The sequence below is a fragment of the Streptomyces sp. NPDC048659 genome (assembly GCF_040650575.1).
Classification (GTDB): domain Bacteria; phylum Actinomycetota; class Actinomycetes; order Streptomycetales; family Streptomycetaceae; genus Streptomyces.
In genome coordinates this window covers 14,828-37,668 of sequence record NZ_JBEZHM010000044.1, presented here as the reverse complement: position 1 = coordinate 37,668, position 22,841 = coordinate 14,828, and the positions used below count along the sequence as shown (strand labels likewise).

General features: G+C 74.2%; 20 protein-coding genes. 12 read left to right on the top strand and 8 right to left on the bottom strand.

The genetic code is table 11. The features are described from left to right. Positions 1 to 387 precede the first annotated feature (387 nt). Positions 388 to 1,566 (top strand): ADP-forming succinate--CoA ligase subunit beta, encoded by a 1,179-nt coding sequence (gene sucC, locus AB0C99_RS28235; protein ID WP_362480708.1) that lies wholly within the window; start codon positions 388 to 390, stop codon positions 1,564 to 1,566. Between the two features lie 19 nt (positions 1,567 to 1,585). Next, a complete protein-coding gene (sucD, locus tag AB0C99_RS28230; RefSeq protein ID WP_046912434.1) occupies positions 1,586 to 2,470 on the top strand; it encodes a succinate--CoA ligase subunit alpha in 885 nt (294 codons plus the stop codon). A 114-nt stretch (positions 2,471 to 2,584) separates the two neighbouring features. Here sucD and AB0C99_RS28225 read toward each other — a convergent pair whose 3' ends face one another. Next, positions 2,585 to 3,958, bottom strand: a complete 1,374-nt coding sequence (locus AB0C99_RS28225) for a sigma factor-like helix-turn-helix DNA-binding protein (protein ID WP_362480705.1) — start codon at positions 3,956 to 3,958, stop codon at positions 2,585 to 2,587. Positions 3,959 to 4,087: 129 nt separating this feature from the next. Between AB0C99_RS28225 and AB0C99_RS28220 the strand changes: the two genes are divergently transcribed. After that, positions 4,088 to 5,854 carry a DUF6350 family protein gene (locus AB0C99_RS28220; protein ID WP_362480703.1) on the top strand — a complete coding sequence of 589 codons (1,767 nt, stop codon included), beginning with the start codon at positions 4,088 to 4,090 and terminating at the stop codon, positions 5,852 to 5,854. 7 nt (positions 5,855 to 5,861) lie between these two features. Here the strand turns inward: AB0C99_RS28220 and AB0C99_RS28215 are convergent, their stop codons facing one another. After that, a complete protein-coding gene (locus AB0C99_RS28215; protein ID WP_362480700.1) occupies positions 5,862 to 6,578 on the bottom strand; it encodes a hypothetical protein in 717 nt (238 codons plus the stop codon). Positions 6,579 to 6,814: 236 nt separating this feature from the next. On the opposite strand from AB0C99_RS28215, the gene purN reads away from it, so the two are divergent. Continuing rightward, on the top strand, positions 6,815 to 7,441 hold the full coding sequence (purN, locus tag AB0C99_RS28210; protein ID WP_362480697.1) for a phosphoribosylglycinamide formyltransferase: 627 nt from the start codon (positions 6,815 to 6,817) through the stop codon (positions 7,439 to 7,441). After that, complete coding sequence (gene purH / locus AB0C99_RS28205; RefSeq protein WP_362480694.1) at positions 7,419 to 8,990, top strand: bifunctional phosphoribosylaminoimidazolecarboxamide formyltransferase/IMP cyclohydrolase; 1,572 nt, start codon at positions 7,419 to 7,421, stop codon at positions 8,988 to 8,990. The genes purN and purH overlap by 23 nt, the downstream gene beginning before the upstream one ends. Positions 8,991 to 9,055: 65 nt before the next feature. Here purH and AB0C99_RS28200 read toward each other — a convergent pair whose 3' ends face one another. From AB0C99_RS28200 to AB0C99_RS28180, 5 genes are all read right to left on the bottom strand, one after another. Then, positions 9,056 to 10,339, bottom strand: a complete 1,284-nt coding sequence (locus AB0C99_RS28200; RefSeq protein ID WP_362480692.1) for an ABC transporter permease — start codon at positions 10,337 to 10,339, stop codon at positions 9,056 to 9,058. Beyond that, positions 10,329 to 11,024, bottom strand: a complete 696-nt coding sequence (locus tag AB0C99_RS28195; RefSeq protein ID WP_362480689.1) for an ABC transporter ATP-binding protein — start codon at positions 11,022 to 11,024, stop codon at positions 10,329 to 10,331. Before AB0C99_RS28195 ends, AB0C99_RS28200 begins: the two co-directional genes overlap by 11 nt. Continuing rightward, the gene (locus tag AB0C99_RS28190; protein WP_362480687.1) at positions 11,017 to 12,291 is read right to left on the bottom strand and encodes a hypothetical protein; all 1,275 of its coding nucleotides are present in this window, start codon (positions 12,289 to 12,291) and stop codon (positions 11,017 to 11,019) included. Before AB0C99_RS28190 ends, AB0C99_RS28195 begins: the two co-directional genes overlap by 8 nt. A gap of 1 nt (position 12,292) precedes the next feature. Next, positions 12,293 to 13,309, bottom strand: a complete 1,017-nt coding sequence (locus AB0C99_RS28185; protein WP_362480684.1) for a hypothetical protein — start codon at positions 13,307 to 13,309, stop codon at positions 12,293 to 12,295. Positions 13,310 to 13,529: 220 nt separating this feature from the next. Continuing rightward, positions 13,530 to 13,913: a peptidase inhibitor family I36 protein gene (locus AB0C99_RS28180; protein WP_362480681.1), complete on the bottom strand. Its 384-nt coding sequence runs from the start codon at positions 13,911 to 13,913 to the stop codon at positions 13,530 to 13,532. Between the two features lie 369 nt (positions 13,914 to 14,282). Between AB0C99_RS28180 and AB0C99_RS28175 the strand changes: the two genes are divergently transcribed. Then, on the top strand, positions 14,283 to 15,722 hold the full coding sequence (locus AB0C99_RS28175) for a DUF2079 domain-containing protein (protein WP_362480678.1): 1,440 nt from the start codon (positions 14,283 to 14,285) through the stop codon (positions 15,720 to 15,722). 83 nt (positions 15,723 to 15,805) lie between these two features. Here AB0C99_RS28175 and AB0C99_RS28170 read toward each other — a convergent pair whose 3' ends face one another. After that, complete coding sequence (locus tag AB0C99_RS28170) at positions 15,806 to 16,399, bottom strand: DUF3824 domain-containing protein (RefSeq protein WP_362480675.1); 594 nt, start codon at positions 16,397 to 16,399, stop codon at positions 15,806 to 15,808. A gap of 236 nt (positions 16,400 to 16,635) precedes the next feature. On the opposite strand from AB0C99_RS28170, the gene AB0C99_RS28165 reads away from it, so the two are divergent. The 6 genes from AB0C99_RS28165 (at position 16,636) to AB0C99_RS28140 (ending at position 22,782) form a co-directional block, all read left to right on the top strand. Further along, positions 16,636 to 17,496, top strand: coding sequence for a bifunctional methylenetetrahydrofolate dehydrogenase/methenyltetrahydrofolate cyclohydrolase (locus tag AB0C99_RS28165; RefSeq protein ID WP_362480672.1), 861 nt, complete (start codon positions 16,636 to 16,638; stop codon positions 17,494 to 17,496). Positions 17,497 to 17,570: 74 nt separating this feature from the next. Next, the gene (locus AB0C99_RS28160; protein WP_362480670.1) at positions 17,571 to 18,191 is read left to right on the top strand and encodes a DUF3017 domain-containing protein; all 621 of its coding nucleotides are present in this window, start codon (positions 17,571 to 17,573) and stop codon (positions 18,189 to 18,191) included. A 325-nt stretch (positions 18,192 to 18,516) separates the two neighbouring features. After that, positions 18,517 to 19,506, top strand: a complete 990-nt coding sequence (locus tag AB0C99_RS28155) for a malate dehydrogenase (protein WP_362480668.1) — start codon at positions 18,517 to 18,519, stop codon at positions 19,504 to 19,506. Between the two features lie 148 nt (positions 19,507 to 19,654). Further along, positions 19,655 to 21,478 (top strand): hypothetical protein, encoded by a 1,824-nt coding sequence (locus tag AB0C99_RS28150; RefSeq protein WP_362480665.1) that lies wholly within the window; start codon positions 19,655 to 19,657, stop codon positions 21,476 to 21,478. Further along, positions 21,471 to 21,881, top strand: coding sequence for a hypothetical protein (locus AB0C99_RS28145; protein WP_362480662.1), 411 nt, complete (start codon positions 21,471 to 21,473; stop codon positions 21,879 to 21,881). The genes AB0C99_RS28150 and AB0C99_RS28145 overlap by 8 nt, the downstream gene beginning before the upstream one ends. A gap of 1 nt (position 21,882) precedes the next feature. Further along, complete coding sequence (locus tag AB0C99_RS28140; RefSeq protein ID WP_362480659.1) at positions 21,883 to 22,782, top strand: hypothetical protein; 900 nt, start codon at positions 21,883 to 21,885, stop codon at positions 22,780 to 22,782. Positions 22,783 to 22,841 lie beyond the last annotated feature (59 nt).

The window sequence follows — 22,841 nt, the reverse complement described above, 5'->3', positions numbered from 1 at the left end:
GCGGAATCCGTTGTCCGCGGGCCGCCCGGACGGGCCTCCGGAGCCCCACTGAGGCCCATATCACAGTCGGCTCCCCGCGCCCCCGACCCCGCGCCCCGGCGTGCCGCGCGCGGCGCAACCCCCGCTCCCCGCCTGCCACAAGGGGCTTTCGGGTGCCGGGGGTCGCCCCCACGGAACGCCCCGGCGGGCCTACGTTCTGTGACCCGTATCACCGCTCCGTTGTGATCTGCGATTTAGGGACCAACGTCCCACGGGGATAACCTGCGAGACGGACATGCCGCGTCCACGGACACCGTGTACGCCTCCCTAGTGACAGCGCAGTCACGTTGCCCTTCGCGGCACGCCCACGCAGACAACGAACCGCGATCATCTAGAAAAGGGACGCGCGTGGACCTGTTCGAGTACCAGGCGAGGGACCTCTTCGCCAAGCACGGTGTACCGGTGCTGGCCGGTGAAGTCATCGACACGCCTGAGGCGGCGCGCGAGGCCACCGAGCGACTTGGCGGAAAGTCGGTCGTCAAGGCGCAGGTGAAGGTCGGCGGCCGCGGCAAGGCCGGCGGCGTCAAGCTGGCCGCGGACCCGGACGAGGCCGTCGCCCGCGCGACGGACATCCTGGGCATGGACATCAAGGGCCACACGGTCCACAAGGTGATGATCGCCGAGCTGTCCCCGGAGATCGAGGCCGAGTACTACGTCTCGTACCTGCTCGACCGCACCAACCGCACCTTCCTGGCCATGGCCTCGGTGCAGGGCGGCATGGACATCGAGGAGGTCGCGGAGAAGACCCCCGAGGCCCTCGCGAAGGTCCCGGTCAACGCCAACGACGGCGTCACCCTGGAGAAGGCCCGCGAGATCGTCGCCCTGGCGAAGTTCCCGGCCGAGGTCGCCGAGAACATCGCCGAGGTCCTGGTCACCCTGTGGGACACCTTCGTCGCCGAGGACGCGCTCCTCGTCGAGGTGAACCCGCTGGTGAAGACCAAGGACGGGCGCATCCTGGCCCTCGACGGCAAGGTCTCGCTCGACGAGAACGCCGACTTCCGCCAGCCCGAGCACGAGGCCCTCGAGGACAAGGCCGCAGCCAACCCGCTCGAGGCTGCCGCCAAGGCCAAGGGCCTCAACTACGTGAAGCTCGACGGCGAGGTCGGCATCATCGGCAACGGCGCCGGCCTGGTCATGTCGACCCTGGACGTCGTCGCGTACGCCGGTGAGAACCACGGCGGCGTGAAGCCGGCCAACTTCCTCGACATCGGCGGCGGCGCGTCCGCCGAGGTCATGGCGAACGGCCTGGAGATCATCCTCGGCGACGCGGACGTCAAGTCCGTGTTCGTCAACGTCTTCGGCGGCATCACCGCCTGTGACGAGGTCGCCAACGGCATCGTGCAGGCCCTGGAGCTCCTCGCCTCGAAGGGCGAAGAGGTCACCAAGCCGCTGGTCGTGCGCCTCGACGGCAACAACGCGGAGCTGGGTCGCAAGATCCTGTCCGACGCCAACCACCCGCTGGTGCAGCGCGTGGACACCATGGACGGCGCGGCCGACAAGGCCGCCGAGCTCGCGGCCGCGAAGTAAGGGACCAGGACACACAGCCATGGCTATCTTCCTCAACAAGGACAGCAAGGTCATCGTCCAGGGCATGACCGGTGCCACGGGCATGAAGCACACCAAGCTCATGCTGGGTGACGGCACCAACATCGTCGGCGGCGTGAACCCGCGCAAGGCCGGCACGAAGGTCGACTTCGACGGCACCGAGATCCCCGTCTTCGGCACCGTCGCCGAGGCCATGAAGGAGACCGGCGCCAACGTCTCGGTCCTCTTCGTGCCGCCGGCCTTCGCCAAGGCCGCCGTGGTCGAGGCGATCGACGCCGAGATCCCGCTCGCCGTGGTCATCACCGAGGGCATCGCCGTCCACGACTCCGCCGCGTTCTACGCGTACGCCGTGGAGAAGGGCAACAAGACCCGCCTCATCGGCCCGAACTGCCCCGGTCTCATCACCCCGGGCCAGTCCAACGCCGGCATCATCCCGGGCGACATCACGAAGCCGGGCCGCATCGGCCTGGTCTCGAAGTCCGGCACGCTGACGTACCAGATGATGTACGAGCTCCGTGACATCGGCTTCTCCTCCGCCGTCGGCATCGGTGGCGACCCGGTCATCGGCACCACGCACATCGACGCCCTGGCGGCCTTCGAGGCCGACCCGGAGACGGACCTGATCGTGATGATCGGCGAGATCGGCGGCGACGCCGAGGAGCGCGCGGCCGACTTCATCAAGGCCAACGTCACCAAGCCGGTCGTCGGCTACGTCGCGGGCTTCACCGCGCCCGAGGGCAAGACCATGGGCCACGCCGGCGCCATCGTCTCCGGCTCCTCCGGCACCGCCCAGGCGAAGAAGGAGGCCCTGGAGGCCGCCGGCGTCAAGGTCGGCAAGACGCCGACCGAGACGGCCAAGCTGGCGCGCGCGATCCTCGCGGGCTGAATCCAGGACTGACCGGGGCTCGGCCCCGTACACGAGCGGGCCCCGCCCCTCCCGGGAACACCGGGTGGGGGCGGGGCCCGCTCGCGTACGCCGTCCGGCGGACGCCGGCCCGCGTTACTCCGCCCGGGGGATCAGCCGCTCCGGGCCGGGGTGCGGCCGGGAGCGCAGGTGGTCGCGGAGCTCCTTGTCCTCCGGGCCCAGCTTCAGCGGGCCGCCCCGGACCGGGACGCCCTCGACGATCTCGCCGGGCGCGTTCACCGGGATGTAGCGGGTCGGCGCCGTGGACACGGTGAAGGCCGTGACGCCGATGAGCGCCGCCGTCACCCCGAAGACCGCCCTGGTCAGCAGCCTGCTGCGGCGCTCGCTGCCCGAGCGCACGCTGCGCGCGGCGGGCAGGGTCGCGGTCGGCGCCTCCGCCACCAGCGCGGCGAGCCGCCGCTGGAGGGCCTCCGGGTCGTCGAGCCCGGGGACCCGCTGCCCGATGACGGTACGGGCGTGCAGCAGCCGGTTCCCGGCCGCCGGGGTGCTCGCCTCGGTCTCCGCCGCCGTCTCCGGCAGGTCGAGGCCGAGGCCGTCGTAGAGGAGCACGGTCCTGCGGTACGGCGCCGGCAGCTCCAGGAGCGCCGCGAGCAGGGCGCGCCGGGACGCCTCGGTCGGCGCGGAGTCCGGGTGCCGGTGGCGGCGCCGGAAGCGGTGCCAGGGGGAGAGCGCGTACTCGTACGCCGCCGCGCGCACCCAGCCCACCGGGTCGGCGTCGACGGCGACCTCGGGCCAGTGCTCCCAGGCGTGGTGGAAGGCGTGCTCGACGGACTCGCGGGACAGGCCCCGGCGCCCGGTGAGCAGATACGTCTGGTGGACCAGGCCGGGCGCGGCGTGGGCGTACAGCGCGTCGAACGCCTGCTCGGGCGTGAGCCCGGCCTCCGGCGCCTCCGCCGCCACGGTTCCGGCCTCGGCCCCGATTTCGCTGTCCTGGCGCGGCGCCTCCTTCGGCCTCCGGCCGGCGGGTCTCGGCGCCCGCTCGCGGCCCGCCTTCGCCTTCGCCGCTGGCTCCGCCTCCGCCGCTGGCTCCGCCTCCGCCGCTGGCTCCGGCTCCGGTACGGCCGCGGCGGCCGGTTCGGGGGCCGGTTTCAGCCGTTCCTGAGGGGGCCTGGGCGCGGCCTTCCCCGGGCCCGCCGGGGCCGGGGCGGGGGACTTGGGCGGCCGGGCCGGGCCCTTGGCGGCCGGGCGGGGGCGGGTGGCGGCGGGGGCCGGGCGGGCGGGCTTCTCCGTACGGGGCGCCGTGGGCTCCTCGTACACGCCGAGCAGCTTCGCGTACGCCTCGCGCTTGCGGCCCCGGGGGGCGCTGCGGCCGGTCTCCCAGGAGCGGACGGTGGCGCGGGTGACGCCCATGGCCTCCGCGACCTGCTCCTCGGTCAAGGAGAGGACCTCGCGAAGGCGCCGCCGCTCCTTGGGGGAGGGCAGCGAGACGGTCGGACTCGTCGGGCTCATCGGTGTCGACCTCCCGCGGTGCAGCCGGTGCAGCTCTGGGCGGAAAAGTACATAAACGTATATTGAGCGACACAACGGCCATTCGCCTGTTACGCGGGCAAACCGCGTGTCGCTGGCAGCATGGGCCCCGTGACGCAAGTGACCGATCGCCGCCCGCCGTTGTCACCCGACGCCCCGGTCCAGGGGGCCCGTTCGGCCGCCCTGGCCACCGCGTTCGTCCGCGGCGGCGTCGCCGCGGGCCTCGGCCTGGGGGCGCTGGCCGTGCTGGTGACGGCCGCCTGGATCGCCTCCCCGTTCCCGGACAGCGGCCCCGGCGGGGCCCTGCACACCGCCGCCGGGCTCTGGCTGCTGGCCCACGGCGCCGATCTGCTCCGCACCGATACCGCCGGTGGGGTGCCCGCGCCCCTCGGCGTCACCCCGCTGCTGCTCACGGCCCTGCCGCTGTGGCTCGCGCACCGGGCCGCGCGGGACACCCTCGACACCGGGGACGGGCGCCCGGTGCCCTCGACGGCCGGCGCGGTGGCCGCCGTCTCCGGCGGATATCTGCTGGTCGCGGCCGTGGTCGTGCTCTACGGCGAGAGCGGGGCGCTGCCCGCCGACCCCCTCGCCGCCGGGGTGTGGACGCCGCTGACCGTGGTGGCCGCCGCGGCGGCGGGCGCCTGGACCGCGCACGGCCGCCCGCTGCCGGGCCGCGCCGAGACGGTCGTCGCCCTGCGCGCCGCCGGGCTCGCGCTGGCCGTGCTGCTGGCCGGCGGGGCGCTGCTCGCCGGGGTCTCGCTGTGCTGGCACCTCGGCGCGGCCCACGCCTCTCTCGACGGCCTCGCGGGGGAGTGGTCGGGCCGCGTGGCCCTGCTCCTGCTGGTCCTCGCGCTGCTGCCGAACGCGGTGGTCTGGGGCACGGCGTACGGGCTCGGCCCCGGCTTCTCCGTCGGTACGGGCGCCCTGGTCACCCCGCTCGGCTTCACCGGCGCCCCGGTGCTCCCCGACTTCCCGCTGCTCGCCGCGCTCCCGGCCGAGGGCCGCGGCACCTGGCCGCACTGGGCGGCGGCGGCCGTCCCGCTCGCCGCCGCGCTGCTGCTCGGGCGCCGGGTGGGCCGCGCGGCCCGCGCGTGGGAGGTCCGGGAGGCGGTCCAGGCCGCCCTCGTCGCCTCCTGGGCCTGCGGGGCGGCCGTGGCGCTGCTCGCGGCGGCGGCCGGCGGCCCGCTCGGCGCGGGGCGGCTCGCGGCCTTCGGCCCGGTCTGGTGGGAGGCGGGCGCGGCGGCGGTGCTGTGGGGCTCGGCGCTCGGCGTCCCGACGGCGCTCGCGGTACGGGCCTGGGGGCTGCGCGACCGGACCCGGCGCCCGGGGTCCGGCGGGGGCCCGAAGCCGTACGCGGCGGCGGTGGCCGGGGCGATGGCCGGAGTGACGGCCGGTGCGGTCCCGCCCGCGCCCTCGGCCCCTCCCGTACCGCTGGTCTCGCCCGGCACAGCCGGTACACCCGGCCTGCCCGGGACACCCGGCACGTCCGGCCTGCCCGGCCTGCCCGGCACACCCGGCCTGCTCGGCACCTCCAGCACGTTCGGCCTGCTCGGCACCTCCGGCACGGCCGGTCCGCCCGGTGCCCCCGGCATCCCCGGCACTCCTGGCGCGGCACCGGAGGACCCCGGCGCAGCCGGTGCGCCCGCCGGAGGGCCGGGCGCCGACTCCACGCTGGGCGCGCTCGCCGCCCTGGACGCCCTGGAGGCGCTGGACGCCCAGCGCGGGGCCGGGCCGGGCGGCCTCGACGGGCTCGCCGACCTCGACGAGGGCAGCGGCGACGGCGGCTACGGCTACCTGCCCGCCGCCTGGGAGCCCCCGGCCGGACCCCCCGCGCCGCCGCCCCCCGAGGCTCCCGGCCCGGCCGCCGAGGCGCCCTGAGCCGCTACTACTCGCGCTCGCCGAAGACGGTCCGCAGCTTCTCCGGCAGCAGGTCGTTGCAGGCCAGCTGGCCCTGCCGGGTCAGCGCGTCGTCCCGGCACTCGTAGTAGTCCCGGTAGGCGAGGCGCACGGCGAAGGCGCCCGCCACGATCGCCAGGGCCACCGAGGAGGCGACCAGTCCGCTGACCGCCGCGGTCCGCTTCGAGCGGGCCGCCCCGGCCGCCGCGGCGACCTGGGCCGGCGTCGACGGCGCGTCGGTGCCCTCCGGCGCCTTGACCCGGGTGCGCAGGGCGCTGACCGCCCAGTACAGGCCGAGGGCGCCGAGCAGCAGCGCCAGCTCCTCGATGCCGAAGACCGCGAAGAAGAACGCCCACATGCCCGAGAGCACCGCGTACCGGGCGCGCCGCTGGGCCGGGTCGGTCGGGTCCCAGCGCAGCCCCGGTCCCTGACCGCCCTCGGGGCCGCCGGGGCCGCCGGGACCGCCCGAGGGCTGGTCGGGGCGGCGGCCGAAGCCGTCGGAGGACCGCCCCGGCTGGCTGCTGCTCCAGCCGGGCCCGCCCGCGGGGCGCTGCCCGCGCTCGGAGCCGGCCGAGCCGTCGGTGCCTTCGGTGCCGTCTGGGTTCTCGGCGCCCTCGGGGCGCCGCGGCTGCCACGGCTGGTCCGGCCGCCCCTCCGGCGGCGGCGCGAACGGGTTGTTGTCGTTCGTGGACTGGCGATCCGGCATGTGCTGGACGTCTTCCCTCTGTCTGTCGTGCGCGAGTGTGGCCGGTGTGGCCGGGTGTGGCCTGCTGTGGCGTGTCGTCGGACCCTGACGCTACCCCCCGGCCCGGCCCCCGTCCCGTGGGGGCCGTCCGGTGTGCCGGTATCGTTGCTGACGGCCGAGCCCTTCGTAGGGTTCCCCGTATTGCGGGATGCGATTCGTTCGTACGACCGCACAAACACCACGGAAAGAGTGACCCAGTGGCTGCCGCCCGCCTCGTCGTCCTGGTCTCCGGCTCCGGCACGAACCTTCAGGCCCTGCTCGACGCGATCGCCGCCGACCCGGAGGGCTACGGCGCGGAGATCGTCGCCGTGGGTGCCGACCGGGACGGGATCGCCGGCCTGGAGCGGGCGGAGCGCGCCGGGCTGCCCACCTTCGTCTGCCGGGTCAAGGACCACGGCAGCCGCGAGGAGTGGGACCGCGCGCTGACCGAGGCGACCGCCGCGTACGGGCCGGACCTCGTCGTCTCGGCCGGATTCATGAAGATCGTCGGCAAGGAGTTCCTCGCCCGCTTCGGCGGCCGCGTGGTGAACACCCACCCGGCGCTGCTCCCCAGTTTTCCCGGTGCCCACGGCGTGCGTGACGCACTCGCCTACGGGGCGAAGGTCACCGGGTGCACCGTCCACTTCGTCGACGACGGTGTCGACACCGGCCCGATCATCGCCCAGGGCGTGGTCGAGGTCCGGGCCGAGGACGATGAGGCCGCGCTCCACGAGCGCATCAAGGACGTCGAGCGCTCGCTGCTCGTCGAGGTCGTGGGGCAGCTCGCCCGCAACGGCTACAGCATTGAGGGACGAAAGGTTCATGTCGGTGAACGACACCGTTAAGCCCATCCGCCGCGCGCTGGTCAGCGTCTACGACAAGACGGGGCTCGAAGAGCTGGCCCTCGGACTGCACGGGGCCGGGGTCGAGCTCGTCTCCACCGGCTCCACCGCCTCGAAGATCGCTGCGGCCGGCGTCCCGGTCACCAGGGTCGAGGAGCTCACCGGCTTCCCCGAGTGCCTGGACGGGCGGGTCAAGACCCTCCACCCGCGCGTGCACGCCGGGATCCTCGCCGACCTGCGCCTGGAGTCCCACCGCGAGCAGCTCGCCGAGCTGGGTGTGGAGCCCTTCGACCTGGTCGTCGTGAACCTGTACCCGTTCCGCGAGACCGTCGCCTCCGGCGCCACCCCGGACGAGTGCGTCGAGCAGATCGACATCGGCGGCCCCTCCATGGTCCGCGCCGCCGCCAAGAACCACCCGTCCGTCGCGATCGTCACCGAGCCCGCCGCCTACGGCGCGGTCCTCGACGCGGTCAAGGAGGGCGGCTTCACGCTGGCCCAGCGCAAGCGCTTCGCCGCGCAGGCGTTCCAGCACACGGCCGCGTACGACGTGGCCGTCGCCTCCTGGTTCGCGGACGCCGTCGAGTACGGGGCTGCGGCCGACGACTCCGGCTTCCCCGACTTCCTGGGCGCCACCTACGCCCGCAAGAACGTGCTGCGCTACGGCGAGAACCCGCACCAGGGCGCCGCGCTCTACGTCGACGGCACGGGCGGCCTCGCCGAGGCCGAGCAGCTGCACGGCAAGGAGATGTCCTACAACAACTACACGGACACCGACGCCGCGCGCCGGGCCGCCTACGACCACGCGGAGCCGTGCGTCGCGATCATCAAGCACGCCAACCCGTGCGGCATCGCGGTCGGCGCGGACGTCGCCGAGGCGCACCGCAAGGCGCACGCCTGCGACCCGCTGTCCGCGTTCGGCGGCGTGATCGCCGTCAACCGCCCGGTGTCGGTCGCGATGGCCGAGCAGGTCGCCGAGATCTTCACCGAGGTCATCGTCGCCCCCGCGTACGAGGACGGCGCCGTCGAGGTGCTGGCCAAGAAGAAGAACATCCGCGTGCTGCGCGCCGAGGGCGCCCCGGCCAACCCGGTCGAGGTCAAGCCCGTCGACGGCGGCGCCCTGCTCCAGGTCACCGACCGGCTCCAGGCCGAGGGCGACGACCCGGCGAACTGGACGCTCGCCACCGGCGAGGCGCTCTCCGCCGAGGAGCTCGCCGAGCTCGCGTTCGCCTGGAAGGCGTGCCGCGCGGTGAAGTCCAACGCGATCCTGCTCGCCAAGGACGGCGCCTCGGTCGGCGTCGGCATGGGCCAGGTCAACCGCGTCGACTCCGCGAAGCTGGCCGTCGAGCGGGCGGGCGAGGAGCGGGCGCGCGGCGCGTACGCCGCCTCCGACGCCTTCTTCCCCTTCCCGGACGGCCTGGAGATCCTGACCGCCGCCGGTGTGAAGGCGGTCGTGCAGCCCGGCGGCTCGGTCCGTGACGAGCTGGTGGTCGAGGCGGCGGCGAAGGCCGGCGTGACGATGTACTTCACCGGCACCCGCCACTTCTTCCACTGAGCCTGAGCGCCCGAGCCCCCCTTCGGTCCGCCGAGGGGGGCTCGGGCGTGTCCGGCCTCGGCGGGTCAGCCGCGCAGGGTATCCGCCGGGGCCACCCGGGCCGCCGCGAGCGCCGGGTAGACCCCGGCCAGCATCCCCACCGCGAGGCCCAGCAGCGGGCCCGCCACCGTCAGGCGCGGGTCGAGGACCACGAGCCAGCCCTTCGCGAGGGCCGTGCCCGCCGTGACGTCCACGCCGACGGCCGTGCCGAGCACCCCGCCGGCCAGGCCCAGCAGCCCGCACTCCACCAGGAACTGCGCCGCGACCGCCGCCCGCCCCGCGCCGACCGCCCGCCGCAGCCCGATCTCGGAGCGCCGCTCGACGACCGAGACGTACGTGGTGTTGCTGACGCCCAGCGCGCCGATCAGCAGCGACACCCCCGCCAGGCCCAGGAACAGCGCCCGGGTCTCGCTCTCCACCCCGCCGCGGAAGCTGCCCAGGTCGGCCGGGACGATCGCGGCCAGCCGGTCCGGGCCCTCCGGGTAGAGGGCGAGCGGCGCCTCCAGGCCCGCCTGCTGGGCGGCGCCGAGCTCGGTGCGCAGCACCGCCTCGGTCGGCCCGAAGACCAGCCGCCCGCCCTCCCCGCCGTCGCCGTCCGCGCCGGACGCCGCCGGGCGGGCCGGCACCCCGCCGTCGGCCGCGCAGTTCGCGTACGGGACGACGACGGCGCCGCTCAGCCGGGTCTCGCCCGCCGGGGCGCGGAAGGTGCCGATCACGGTGAACGGGCGGCCAGCGAGCCAGACCGCGGGCGCCGCCTCCGGGTCCCGCTCCAGCAGCGCGTCCAGGCCGAGCGCCTTGGCGGCGACCGTGTCGACGACGGCGACCGCGTCCGCGCGGGCCATGTGCCCGGCGTCGGGCAGCCGCCCGGAGCGGGCGCTCACCCCGAGCGTGGCGAGCGCCCCGTCGTCGGCGGCCAGCACCCGCAGCTCCTGCGGGGTGGCCCGGCCGAAGCGCGGGCCGAGCGCCGAGACGGCGGGCCGCTCGTCGGCGGCGCACAGCAACCCGGCCGACCGCACGCCGTTGAGCGCGCGGGCCCGGCGCGCCGCGTCGGCGCCGGGCCGGGCGGCCTCGTTGGGGAAGCGGACGGTCACGCCGGTCGCCTTGAGCGCGTCGAAGCGGCCGGAGACGGCGTCCGCCGCGCTCGCCGTGATGCCGGTGGTGGCGAGGGCGGCGGCGATGCCGAGGGCGATCCCGAGGACGGTGAGCAGCGACCGCAGCCGCCGGCCCAGCACTGCGTACACGGCCTGGACGGCGATGTCCGCGAACGCCGTGCCGGTACGGGGCCGCGCCCGCCGCCGCTCAGCCGACAACGCGCCCGTCCACGACTCGCAGCTCCCGGTCCGCGCGCTCGGCCACGTCCCGTTCGTGGGTGACGACGACGACCGTCCGCTCGGGGGTGACGAGCGCCCGCAGCAGGTCCATGACCTGGGCGGTGTTGGCCGAGTCCAGGTTGCCGGTCGGCTCGTCGCACAGCAGTACCGACGGCTGGTGCACGACCGCGCGGGCCAGCGCGACCCGCTGGCGCTCGCCGCCGGACAGCGTGGTGGGCCGGGCGGTGAGCCGGTGCCGCAGGCCGACCGCGCCCAGCGCCCGCTCGGCCAGCTCGCGCCGCTCGGCCCGGGGGTGCCGGGTGTGCACGAGCGGGAGCTGCACGTTGCGCAGGCAGCTCAGGTACGGCACGAGGTGGAAGGACTGGAAGACGAAGCCGAGCCGGGTGGCCCGCAGCCGGGTCCGCTCCCGTTCGCCGAGGGTCCGCACGTCGACGCCGTCCATCGCGTACCGCCCGCCGGTGGCCGTGTCGAGCAGCCCGAGGATGTTGAGCAGGGTCGACTTGCCGGAGCCGGAGGGGCCGGTGACGGCGACCATCTCGCCGGTGCGGATCTCCAGCGTGGCGTCGACGAGCGCGGTGACCGGGCGGGCCGCCGGGTACGTCTTGGAGACCCCTTCCATGGCGACCACCACCCGCCGCCCGTCCGGCGCGGGGTCCTCAGCCAAGGCCGGCCTCCCGGTACGCGTAGCCGACGAGCAGCGGCGCCCCCGCCTTGAGCACCGGGTCGGCGGCGGTGACGGCGGCCCGGCCGCCCACGGTCAGGGCCACCTCGACGGGCACGTGCCGCCGCCGGTCGCCCTGGAGCACGGTCACCGACACCACACCGGCCGGGTCGGTCCACAGCGCGGAGACCGGGACGACGACCGCGTCCGGCGGGCTGGTGCGCCGGACCACCTCGACGGTGACGGCGCTGCCGAGCGCCCGGTCGGGCACGCTCCCGCCCATGTCGAAGTACGCGGTCCTCGCGGTGCCGGTGCCCAGCCTGGCGTACGAGCCCTGGAGCCGGGCCGCGCCGAGCCCCTCTCCGCGCGCCTCGGCGCGGGTGCCCTTGGGCAGCGCGGTGAGGTCGGGCAGGTCGGGTTCGGTGACGGGCACCGCGACCTGCCAGTGCCCGCCGGTGACGGTGAACAGCGGTTCGGCGGCGCTCATGCCGACCCGGCCGGGCACGTCGCCGACGACGGCGGGCAGCGAGCCGAGGTAGGTGACCTCGGACATGGGGAGGGTGACGACGGTACGGGCCGGGGGCGGCGGCGCGGCGCCGGAGCCCGGGTCCGAGCCCGAGTCCGAGCCGGGGCCTCCGTCGCCGCCCGCGGAGCCGCCGCCGGAGGTCTTGCCCCCGACGTCCGGGGCGGCCCCGCCCGCCGGGCCGAGCTGGGCCCGGTAGCCCGCCGCCCGGTAGAGCCGCTTGAGGTCCCGGGCGGTCCGGTCGTCGAAGGTGCCGGTGACGGGGGTCCCGTACCGCTGCTCCAGGGCCTGCTGGAGCTGGCGCACGTCGGGGCCCTCCATGCCCTCGGCGAGGTCCCGGTACGCGGGGAAGGCGCCCTCCAGGAGGAAGAGCGGGCGGCCGGAGACCTCGGCGGCGACGGCCCCGTTGGCGAGGCGCTGCCCGGGGTGCAGGGCGAGCCGGGTGACGACCTGCCGGGCGGCGCCCGCGCCGGACTCGGGGCCCTTCACGGTCAGGGTGCTGCTGCGGGTCAGGGTGCCGTCCCAGCGCTTGCGGTCGACCAGCGGCCCGGCCGCGGCGGGCACGGTGACGCTGGAGCGCGGCGGCGCGGCGGCCGAGGCGGCGCGCTGCTCCGGGGTGCGGGCCTGGGAGGCGGCGATCCAGGCGCCGCCGCTGGCGGCCAGCACGAGGACGAGACCGGCCGCCCCGGCGACCCGCCCCCAGCGCCGCCGCCGGGGGCCGCCGGGGGCCTCCTGGGTGCCGTCCATCTCAGGACTCCAGCATTTTCTGGGCCTTCTTCTGGGCCTCGGTGAGAATCTGCTGGTAGGTGACGAGATCGGGTTCGTTCTTCACGTACAGCGCCGTGAGCGATTTCTGGTAGGCGGCCCGCCATAAGGTGTCGTACCTCGTGGTGTCCGCGCAATTCGCGTCGGCTTTCGCCTGGGCGATCTCCTGTTTCCTGCCGGATTCCACGGCGGCCGTGTCGGGATTTTTCCCGCCGCCCTTTCCTCCGTAATATTCCTTCGCCTTCTTGATGGCCTCGGTCGGTGACTTCATTCCGCCGTATCCGGCCTTCTCCATGCAGGACGACCAGGCGCCGACGGCCTTCAGGAAGGCGTCGGAGCCCTCCGCCTCGCGGCCGGCCTCGTGGCGCATCCCGTTGTCGGCGAGCCACATCAGGCGCAGGTACTTCGGCATGTCGCCGTAGAGCGTCTTCCGGGTCTCGCCGATGCAGCCGCCGCTCGGCGAGGAGAACTTGCCCTCGCCGGTCTCGTAGCTGACGAGCCGGTCGGGGTCGCCGTTCTTGGCGAGGGTGTAGCGCAGCTTCTCCGCGTCGGGCAGGTCCGCCCACGGGCCGGGCCGGTCGCGGGTCGAGTCCTGCGGGGCGGCGCCGTCGCCGGTGCCGTCCGGGCCGGCGCCGTAGCCGTGCCGGGCGGCCTCCTCGGCGGTGGGGGAGACCCGGCCCTCGGGGGCGGCGGGGCCGCCGCCGTCGGGCACCGGCGCGGGGTCCGGCGGGTGCACGGTGAAGCCCTTGGCGACCATGCACCTACGGGTGAGCTGGAGCTCCATCGCGCCGACCTGGCGGGCGAGCTCCTTCGCCGAGCCGAAGGCCGCGGTGGCCTTGGCGGCACTGGCCGCGTCGGGCGCGGAGGCCGCGCCGCGGGTGCTGTCGGGACCGTCCTGCGGGCCGCCGTCCGGGGCGGGTCCCGGGTCCGATCCGCAGCCGGTGAGCAGGGCGAGGGCGGCGGCGGCCAGCGTGGCGCCGATCCGGTGACGGGCGAGCATGGGGGTCCCTTCGAAGGTCCTTCCGGCGCACTTCCGGCGTCCTGCCCGCGGTCCCGTCGGCAGTCCCGTCGGCGGTCCGGCCTGCGGTCCGGTCGGCGTGCTGTCGGGCGGTCCGGGCGGGGCGGTACGGTGGCGGCGGGACGCCTCCCCCTCCTGCGATGAGGGGGAGGCGTCCGCCGTGCCGCCCGGGTCTGAGCCCGGGATCACCGCCGCGGCGGGGTCAGCACCAGCCGGTGCCGTCGTACTTGTGCGAGCGGCCGTTGTCGTTCTGCGAGCTGCCGCCCGCGCCGAGCTGGTAGCCCGGGTTGAAACAGGTGTTGACGGTGCTGTAGTTGGCGAGGGCGTACACCTTCACCGTGACGCTCCACTTGTTCATCCAGGAGTTGTCGTTGTCGTAGATCGCCGACTGGTCGGACCAGTTGGCGTCCGCGCCGCCGAAGCGGTACATCGGGTAGTTCTGGTTGAACTCCTGCGCCTGGTAGACGCAGAAGTAGCCGTCGTAGCAGTTGCGGTCGACGGCGGCGGCCGGGGACGTGACGGCCATGGTGAGGCCGGCCGCGGCGGAAACCCCCAGGAGTGCGGAGATCATTCTGCGCTTGACCATGTGCTCTTCCTTTCACGTGGCGTGTCGGGAGAAACGGGTCGTGCGGTGGAGGAAGCTAGCACAGCACCGACGGCCGCCGTTCGGAAGTTTTTGCTCCGGTCGATGACTTCGGGCCAGCGGATCTGCAATATGGCTGAAATAATTGCGATGACCAATTCGTTCCGGTCATGGGCATTCCGTGTAAGGCATATGCGGCCGACGCCCGCACCTGCGTGAATTCCGCGTCGAATTCGCGATCATGCGGGTGGAGCACCGAATTCCGTACCGAGTCAATGTGAGCTGCGTCACATCCGTCCCCCGGATGGGCGACTCTGGTCTAATGGGTTGCTCTTTTGTCGGTGGCCGGTTCCTGGGGGCGCGGTGTTGGATGTGCAGAACGGATCCACGGCGGGGCCAGCCGCCCCGGAGACGCGCGGCGGACCGCCGCCGGGCCTCTCCCCGGCGCCCGTGCGCCCGTACGCGATCCTCGCGGGCGTGCTGTGCGCCCTGTACTTCCTGTACTCCTGGGTCCAGTACGCCCGCTTCCGCAACCCGTCCTGGGACCTCGGGATCTTCGAGCAGGCGGTCCGCGCCTACGCCGAACTGCGCGCCCCGATCGTCGACATCAAGGGCCCCGGCTTCCTCATACTCGGGGACCACTTCAGCCCGGTGACCGCGCTCCTCGCGCCGCTCTACTGGATCTGGTCCTCCCCCCTCGCGCTCCTCTTCGCGCAGGCCGCGCTCTTCGCCGCCTCCGCCGCCGTCGTCGGCCGCACCGCCCAGCAGGTGCTCGGCAGCCGGGCCGCCGGCATCGGGATCACCGTCGCCTACGGGCTCTCCTGGGGCCTCCAGGAGGCGGTGAAGTCCGACTTCCACGAGATCGCCTTCGCCGTCCCGCTGCTCGCGCTGACCTGCCGGGCCCTGCTCCTCGGCCGCTGGACCGCCGCCGTCGCCTGGTCCGTGCCGCTCGTCCTCGTCAAGGAGGACATGGGGCTCACCGTCGCCATGGTCGGCGCGGTCCTCTTCGTGAAGGGCCAGAAGCGGCTCGGCGCGGCCCTGGCCGGATTCGGCGCGGCCTTCTTCGCGCTCACCGTGCTCGTCCTCATCCCGGCCGCGAGCCGGGTCGGCCAGTACGACTACTGGGCCAAGATCGAGAAGACCGGCGAGGGCGCGGACGTCACCTTCCTCGACTCAGTCATCGGCGCCTTCGGGCCCGGCGACAAGTGGGAGATGCTCTTCTTCCTCGTCGGCATCACCGGCTTCCTGGCCCTGCGCTCCCCGCTGATGCTGCTCGTGCTGCCGACGCTGGCCTGGCGCTTCCTCTCCCAGGACCCCAACCACTGGGGCATGATCTGGCACTACAGCGCCATCCTGATGCCCGTCGTCTTCCTCGCCCTCGTCGACGCGGTCCGCGCGGTCCGCACCTCGCCGCGCCCCTGGCTGGCCGCGTACGGGAGGGTCGCCGTCCCCGTCGTCGTCGCGATCGGCGCCGTGCACGCCCTGGACCTGCCGCTGCGCGAGCTGCTGCGCTCCGAGACGTACGCCACCGATGCCCGGACCGTCGACGCGCGCCGCGCGGTGGCCGCGGTGCCGGAGGGGACCAGCGTCGAGACGAACGTGACGCTCATGGCGCACCTGACCTCGGACCACACCGTCTACTGGGTCGGCGGGGCCACCGGCGTCCGCCCCGACTACCTCGCCCTCGACCTGAACTCCGGCTGGTCCCAGCCCGTCACCGACCCGGTCCAGCTCGCTTCCCAGCTGCACCCGGATGCGCGGTACGAGGTCGCCGCGCAGTCGGGGCAGTTCGTGGTGCTCAAGCGCGTCTGAGCGGACGCCTGGCGCGGACGCGCCGGGAACGCCGAAGGGGCCCGGTTCCAGGACGGAACCGGGCCCCTTCGCGTACGCGAGGATCAGACGCGCGGGCGCTTGAACCAGGCGGCGCCGTCGGCCTTGGCCACGAAGACCAGGATCAGGACGGCCAGCACCAGGTGGATCAGGCTCAGCGGGAACCACGGGTAGAGGCTGAACACGATCGTCAGCGACGACAGCACGATGAGGCCGACGCGGGCCCCGTTGCCGCCCTTGCCGATCTGGAGCGCGCCCCAGATGGCGCCGGCCAGGAAGAGGACGGCGAGGACGATCAGCGCGTAGATCATCCCGGTGCCGAACTTGGTGACCGCGTCGAAGCTGGAGTCCGCGTTCAGCTCCGGGTCGTCCTTCAGCTTCTGGACCGCGGCCAGGCCCAGCACCAGCAGCGCCAGGCCGACGATCTGGAGGCCGGCTATGACCCACAGCATCACGCGGGCGGCCTTGAGGGTGCCCGGCATCTCGACCGGACCGGCCGGGTAGCCGCCGTACTGGTCCACCGGCGGGGCGGCCGGGTAGCCGTAACCCTGCTGCGGCGGGACGCCCTGCGGCGTCTGCTGCGGGTAGCCGTAGCCGGGCTGCTGGCCCTGGGGCTGCTGGGGCTGGCCGTAGGGGTTGTTCGGTTCGCCGAAGCTCATCGGGGGGTTCCTCCGTGAATTCTGTGCGGGGACGACGCGGCCCGCGCGGAGGAAGTGTGACCATGTGTTTCACAACATATGAGCGGTTTTGCCCCCCGGCACTGCCCGCGGCACTGCGCGGATCATCGTCGTCAATGCGGCCTCCGCTTGTCCAGTCGATAGGCCGCGGAGTTGTGCAAGTGCAATCTTCGATTCCGAATTGGAAACGGGCGGGGGTCTTCCGGGAGGATGGCCGCATGAGCGCCCAGATTCTCGATGGCAAGGCCACCGCAGCCGCGATCAAGTCCGATCTGACCGCCCGGGTGGCGGACCTCAAGGAGCGGGGCGTCACGCCCGGTCTCGGCACCATCCTGGTCGGCGACGACCCCGGCAGCCAGAAGTACGTCGCGGGCAAGCACCGCGACAGCCTCCAGGTCGGCATCGCCTCCATCCAGCGCGAACTGCCCGCCACCGCCACGCAGGAGGAGATCGAGGCGGTCATCCGGGAGCTCAACGACGACCCCGCCTGCACCGGCTACATCGTCCAGCTCCCGCTGCCCAAGGGCATCGACGAGAACCGCGTCCTGGAGCTCATGGACCCGGCCAAGGACGCCGACGGCCTGCACCCGACCAACCTCGGCCGGCTGGTCCTCAACGAGCCCGCCCCGCTGCCCTGCACCCCGTACGGCATCGTGCGGCTGCTGCGCGAGCACGGCGTGGAGATCGCCGGGGCCGAGGTCGTCGTCGTCGGCCGCGGCGTCACCATCGGGCGCCCGATGCCGCTGCTGCTGACCCGCCGCTCCGAGAACGCCACGGTCACCCAGTGCCACACCGGCACCCGCGACCTCTCCTCGCACCTGCGCCGCGCCGACATCATCGTGGCCGCCGCGGGCGTGCCGCACCTGATCAAGCCGGAGGACGTGAAGCCGGGCGCCGCCGTGCTCGACGTGGGCGTCTCGCGCAACGCCGAGGGCAAGATCGTCGGCGACGTCGACCCCGGGGTCGCCGAGGTGGCCGGCTGGATCTCGCCGAACCCGGGCGGCGTCGGCCCGATGACCCGCGCCCAGCTCCTGGTCAACGTCGTCGAGGCCGCCGAGCGCGCGGCCGGGGTGCGCTGACCGTGCCACCCGCCGGAACCCCGGAGCGGCCGAAGGGCCCCACGACGGACGGTGCCGTGACGACAAACGGTGCTGTGACGACGGACAGTGCGGTGACGTCGGACGGTGCCGTGACGACGGACGCGGTGACGACGGACGGTGCGGTGGAGACGGACAGCGCCGTTACGACGGACAGCGCCGCGAAGACGGACGACTCGGTGACGACGGACAACTCGGTGACGCCGGACGGTGCTTCGCCGGAGGCCGCCGCGCCGGACGCCGAGGCGGCGCCCGCCACCGACGCGCCGCCCGCCGCCCCCCGCCGCCACCCCCGTGCCACGCTCACCACCGGCACCGTGCGCCCCGAGGGCGGTGGCCGGGCGGCGCCCGGTGACGCGCCCGCGCCCGCGCGTCAGTGGCCGCTGCTGACCGTGCTCGGGATGGCCGCGCTCGGGCTGCTGATCGTGGGCACGGACCTGTTCCCGCAGGCGTTCCGGGTCGGCACCCTGCTGGTCGGGGTCGCGCTGCTGACCGGCGCGGTGCTGCGCCGGACGCTGCCGTCGGTGGGGATGCTCGCGGTCCGCTCGCGCTTCACCGACATGATCACGTACGGGGTGATGGGCACCCTGATCGTGTTCCTCGCGCTCATGGTGCAGCCCTCGCCCTGGCTGCGGATCCCGTTCCTGGAGGACATCCTCCACCTCACGGTGACCTGACCCCTCCGCCGACCCCGTACGCGACGCGGCGCCCGTCCTCTCCCCCGAGGGAGGACGGGCGCCGCTGCGTTCAAGGGTCATGTACGTGCCAATGGCCGTTCAAGGTCCGCCGGACCCTTGTGGCACGGAAGTGACCGTTCCGGTACGTCGCCGGGGAGGTGCGGCGGCAGTGAGCCGTCCCACAAGGGGGCGGCGGCCCGGACGGGCGCGGGTCGGATAGCCTGACGCCGGATATCTCTTCACGTCGAGACAAGGATCGATCAAGAGGGGTATCCCACACCAGGGGCAGGGACCCCCCACCGCCAGCTGTCTTACGGAGATCGCCATGACCCGCACTCCCGTGAATGTCACCGTGACCGGCGCGGCCGGCCAGATCGGCTACGCGCTGCTCTTCCGCATCGCCTCCGGCCACCTGCTCGGCGCGGACGTGCCGGTCAAGCTCCGCCTGCTGGAGATCCCGCAGGGCGTCAAGGCCGCCGAGGGCACCGCCATGGAGCTCGACGACTGCGCCTTCCCGCTGCTCAAGGGCATCGACATCTTCGACAACCCGAACCAGGGCTTCGAGGGCGCCAACATCGGCCTGCTCGTCGGCGCGCGCCCGCGCGGTCCGGGCATGGAGCGCGGCGACCTGCTCGCCGCCAACGGCGGCATCTTCAAGCCGCAGGGCGAGGCCATCGCCGCGCACGCCGCCGACGACATCAAGATCCTGGTCGTCGGCAACCCGGCCAACACCAACGCCCTGATCGCCCAGTCCGCCGCCAAGGGCGTCCCGGCCGAGCGCTTCACCGCGATGACCCGCCTGGACCACAACCGCGCGCTGACGCAGCTGGCCCAGAAGACCGGCTCCTCCGTCACGGACATCAAGCGCCTCACCATCTGGGGCAACCACTCCGCGACCCAGTACCCGGACATCTTCCAGGCGGAGATCGCCGGCAAGAACGCCGCGGACGTCGTCAACGACGAGGCGTGGCTGGCCGACACCTTCATCCCGACCGTCGCCAAGCGCGGCGCCGCGATCATCGACGCCCGTGGCGCGTCCTCGGCCGCCTCCGCCGCCAACGCCGCCATCGACCACGTCCACACCTGGGTCAACGGCACCGCCGAGGGCGACTGGACCTCCATGGGCGTCCCGTCCGACGGCTCCTACGGCGTCCCCGAGGGCCTCATCTCCTCCTTCCCCGTCACCTGCAAGGACGGCGCGTACGAGATCGTCCAGGGCCTGGAGATCAACGACTTCTCCCGCGCCCGCATCGACGCCTCCGTCAAGGAGCTGTCCGAGGAGCGCGACGCGGTCCGCGAGCTCGGCCTGATCTGAACGAGCTGAACCCGCCCGGCTTCCCCGGGCAACCCGGCGCCCCCGGCCCTTCGGCCGGGGGCGCCGTGCGTTCTATGCTGTCCCCTCGCGCCGCCCCGGACCCCAACTCCCGGGCGCCCGAGCGCCGTTCGAGACATCGGGGGAAGTCATGACGCAGCCGTCCGTTCCACCGCAACCCGGACCACAGCCGCAAGCCGGTCCGCCGCAAGCCGGTCCGCCGCCATCCGGACCACCGCCATCCGGTCCGCCGCCGTCCGGTCCGTCCGGACCCCCGCCGCCCGCCGCCGTCCCGCGCGCCGCGCCCGCCGCCAGCGAGGCGACCCGGCTGCTCTGCGCCGGGGTCTACCTCGACGACCGCTTCCGCGACGCCGTCATCGACGAGCTGTACGTCCACGAGGAGCGCGTCGCCGCCCCCGCCCTCGGTGTCGACGCCGCCCGCGTCCTCGCCCACGCCCTGCGCGCCCGCCGCATCGAACTCGGCTGGTCCGCCGGGATCCTGGCCCTCTGGATCATCGCCTTCCCGGTGACCAAGGGCCTGGTCGCCTTCCTCTTCCTGCCCTTCCTGCTGCTCGCGCTCGGCCGCTGGGTGCGCGGCCGGGACGACCACCCCCCGCTCTACCGCACCGCCCCCGCCCTCGTACTGCGCTGGTACGGGCGCCTCGTCCTGGTCCAGGTCCTGCTGCTGCTCGCCACCCTGGCCTTCACCGGCGAGGCGAGCCGCTGGGAGCTGCTGTCCGGCCTCGGCGGCTGGACCGAGTTCCCCGGCCTCGCCCCCCTCGTCGGCTCCCAGCAGTTCTGGGCCCTCGGCCGGCTGGAGGTCTGGCTCACCCTCGCCGTCCCGCCGCTGCTCGCCTGGGCGGTCGCCACCCAGCGCGGCCAGTTCGCCCGCTCGCTCACCGGCGAACTGGACCGGCTGCGCTTCGCCGACCAGGCCGCCGACCCGGCCGAGCGCTTCCAGGGCGCCCGCTACCGCAGGCTGCGCGACCGGATCCGCGTCGAACAGCACTCCCGGCTCGTGATGTACCGCTCCGAAAACCCGTTCTGCGGCGCCGGCGAACCGTACGAGCCCTGGTCGCTCTCCGTCGAGCTGCGCCCCCGCAAGAGCCTCGACGGCACCGCGCCCGAGCCGCTCGACAACAGCGCGATCATGCGCCACATCGTGCCGCTCGTGGAGGGCCTGCGGACGCCCTCCACGCACGGCTCCCCGGAGCTCGCCGCCGCCGTCCGCGACCGGCTGCGCCACCTGGAGATCGACGAGGTCGTCTTCCTGCCCGTGGACGGACTGCCGGCCCGCGCCGCCGCCCCGTACACCCCGGAGGGCTTCGAGGCGCACCGCTCCGGCGCCATCGAGGAGGGCGGCGAGACCCGCCGGCACTTCCTGCGCGTCCGGGTCGGCGGCTGGGGCGAGGAGATAGTCGTCACCGTCTTCGTCCGGGTCCACACGCAGGGCGGGATGCTCATGCTGGAGGTCGCCCCGCACGTGCTGCGCCCGGTCGCCGCTCTGTACCGGCGCGCCGACCGGATCGCCCACCGCTACCGCCACAACCACCACTTCGGCAAGGCCGTCTGGGCCCTCGGCCAGGTCCCCCGCTCGGCCGGGCAGGCCCTCGTCACCCTCGGCCGGTCGCTCGGCACCCTGTGGCGGCAGGGCACCGGCGGGCACACGGGCGCGCTGCCCGAGGGGCCGCGGGTCTCGGTCCGCGAGCTCGGCTCCGAAGACGAGGTGTCGCTCTTCCAGCAGATGGACGTCAGCCGCTATCTGAAGAGCATCCAGGACCGGGTCGCGAACGGCGTGACCGTGGCCCTGCGCCAGGCCGGTTACGAGACGGCCGAGTTCGAGCAGAAGATCGTGCACGTCGCCGAGGGCGGGACGTTCATCGAGAACACCAAGGGGAACGTCACCATCGGCGACCACAACACCGTCACCAGCAAGAACTTCCAGACGACGAAGACCGGAGGCGACCGTGGCTGACCAGCCCCAGCCCCAGCCCCAGCCCCAGCCCCGCAGCGCGCCCGCGGCGGCGGGCGGCATCAGCATCACCAACACCCACGGCAACGTCACCGTCGGCGACCACAACCGGGTGTCGTACACCGTCCAGGGCACCGGCCCCGAGCGCGACCCCGCGCAGGAGGAGCTGCTCCAGGCGATCGGCAGGCTCCGCGCCGACCTCGGCGGTGTCGTCGCCTCGGCGCAGACCGCCGCCCTGGACGCGGAACTCTCCGACGCCGAGGACGAGATCGAGGGCACCGGCGCCGCGGGCACCGGCCGGCTCACCCGGCTCCGGCAGGCCCTCGCCGACGCCGGGGCGGTCACCGGCATCCTCGCCTCCGGTGTCGCGGTCGGCCAGGCCGTCGGCGCGCTGCTCGGAGGATGAGATGAGCGCGTACGGGGGAGAGGCGCGCTGGAACGACGAGACGCAGAGCTGGGAGCCGGTCACCGCCCCGCGCCGGGACGCGGGGGCCGAGGGGCCGCCTCAGCCCGAGCCCTTGCGGTTCCAGCCGCCCCAGCCCTTCCCGGAGCTCCCCGCGCTCCCGGCGCAGCCACCGCCGCCGATGCCGCCGCCGCAGTTCCCGGTCTACGACCCGGTGGCGCCGCCCTTCCCGCCCCCGGCCCCGCCCACCGGGCCCGGCTCCGGGCGCGGGCGGCGGGCGGTGATGGCCGGGGTCGTGGCGGCGGCCGTGGCCGTGGGCTTCGGCGGCTGGCTGCTGTGGGGCCGGGACGGCGGCACGGACACGCGGACCGAGGACCCGCCCCCGGTCACGACGACGGCGACCCAGGACGCGCCCTCGGCCACCGGCACCCCGTCCGGCGAGGTCTCCCCGTCGTCGGAGGCGACGCCCTCGGACGGCACGCTGCCGCCCGGCTTCCGGACGGTCCAGGACCCGGCCGGCTTCAGCGTCGCCGTCCCGGAGGACTGGAACCGCACCTCCTCCGAGCAGGGCGTCTTCTACAACTCGCCCGACGGGAAGAGCCTGGTCCAGATCTTCACCCTCGGCGAGCCGGACACCACCCCGCTCGAATCGCTGCGGGGGACCTCGCGGACCCTCTCCGCCAAGCCGGGCTACCAGGAGATCAGCCTGGGCCCGGCGGGCGAGGGGGACGCGGCCGAGCTGGTCTACGCGTACGACCGGCAGGAGGGCCGCCGCAAGGTGGTCGACCGGGCGTTCACCGGCGCCGACGGGCGCCAGCACGCGATCCTGGTGGCCGGCCCGGAGACCGACTGGCCCCGCCAGCGCGAGACGCTCACCACGGCCCTGGCGTCCTTCAAGCCGTGAGATCAGGCACGGAGACCAGGCCGTGAGACCAGGCCCGGAGATCAGGCCCGAGATCAGGC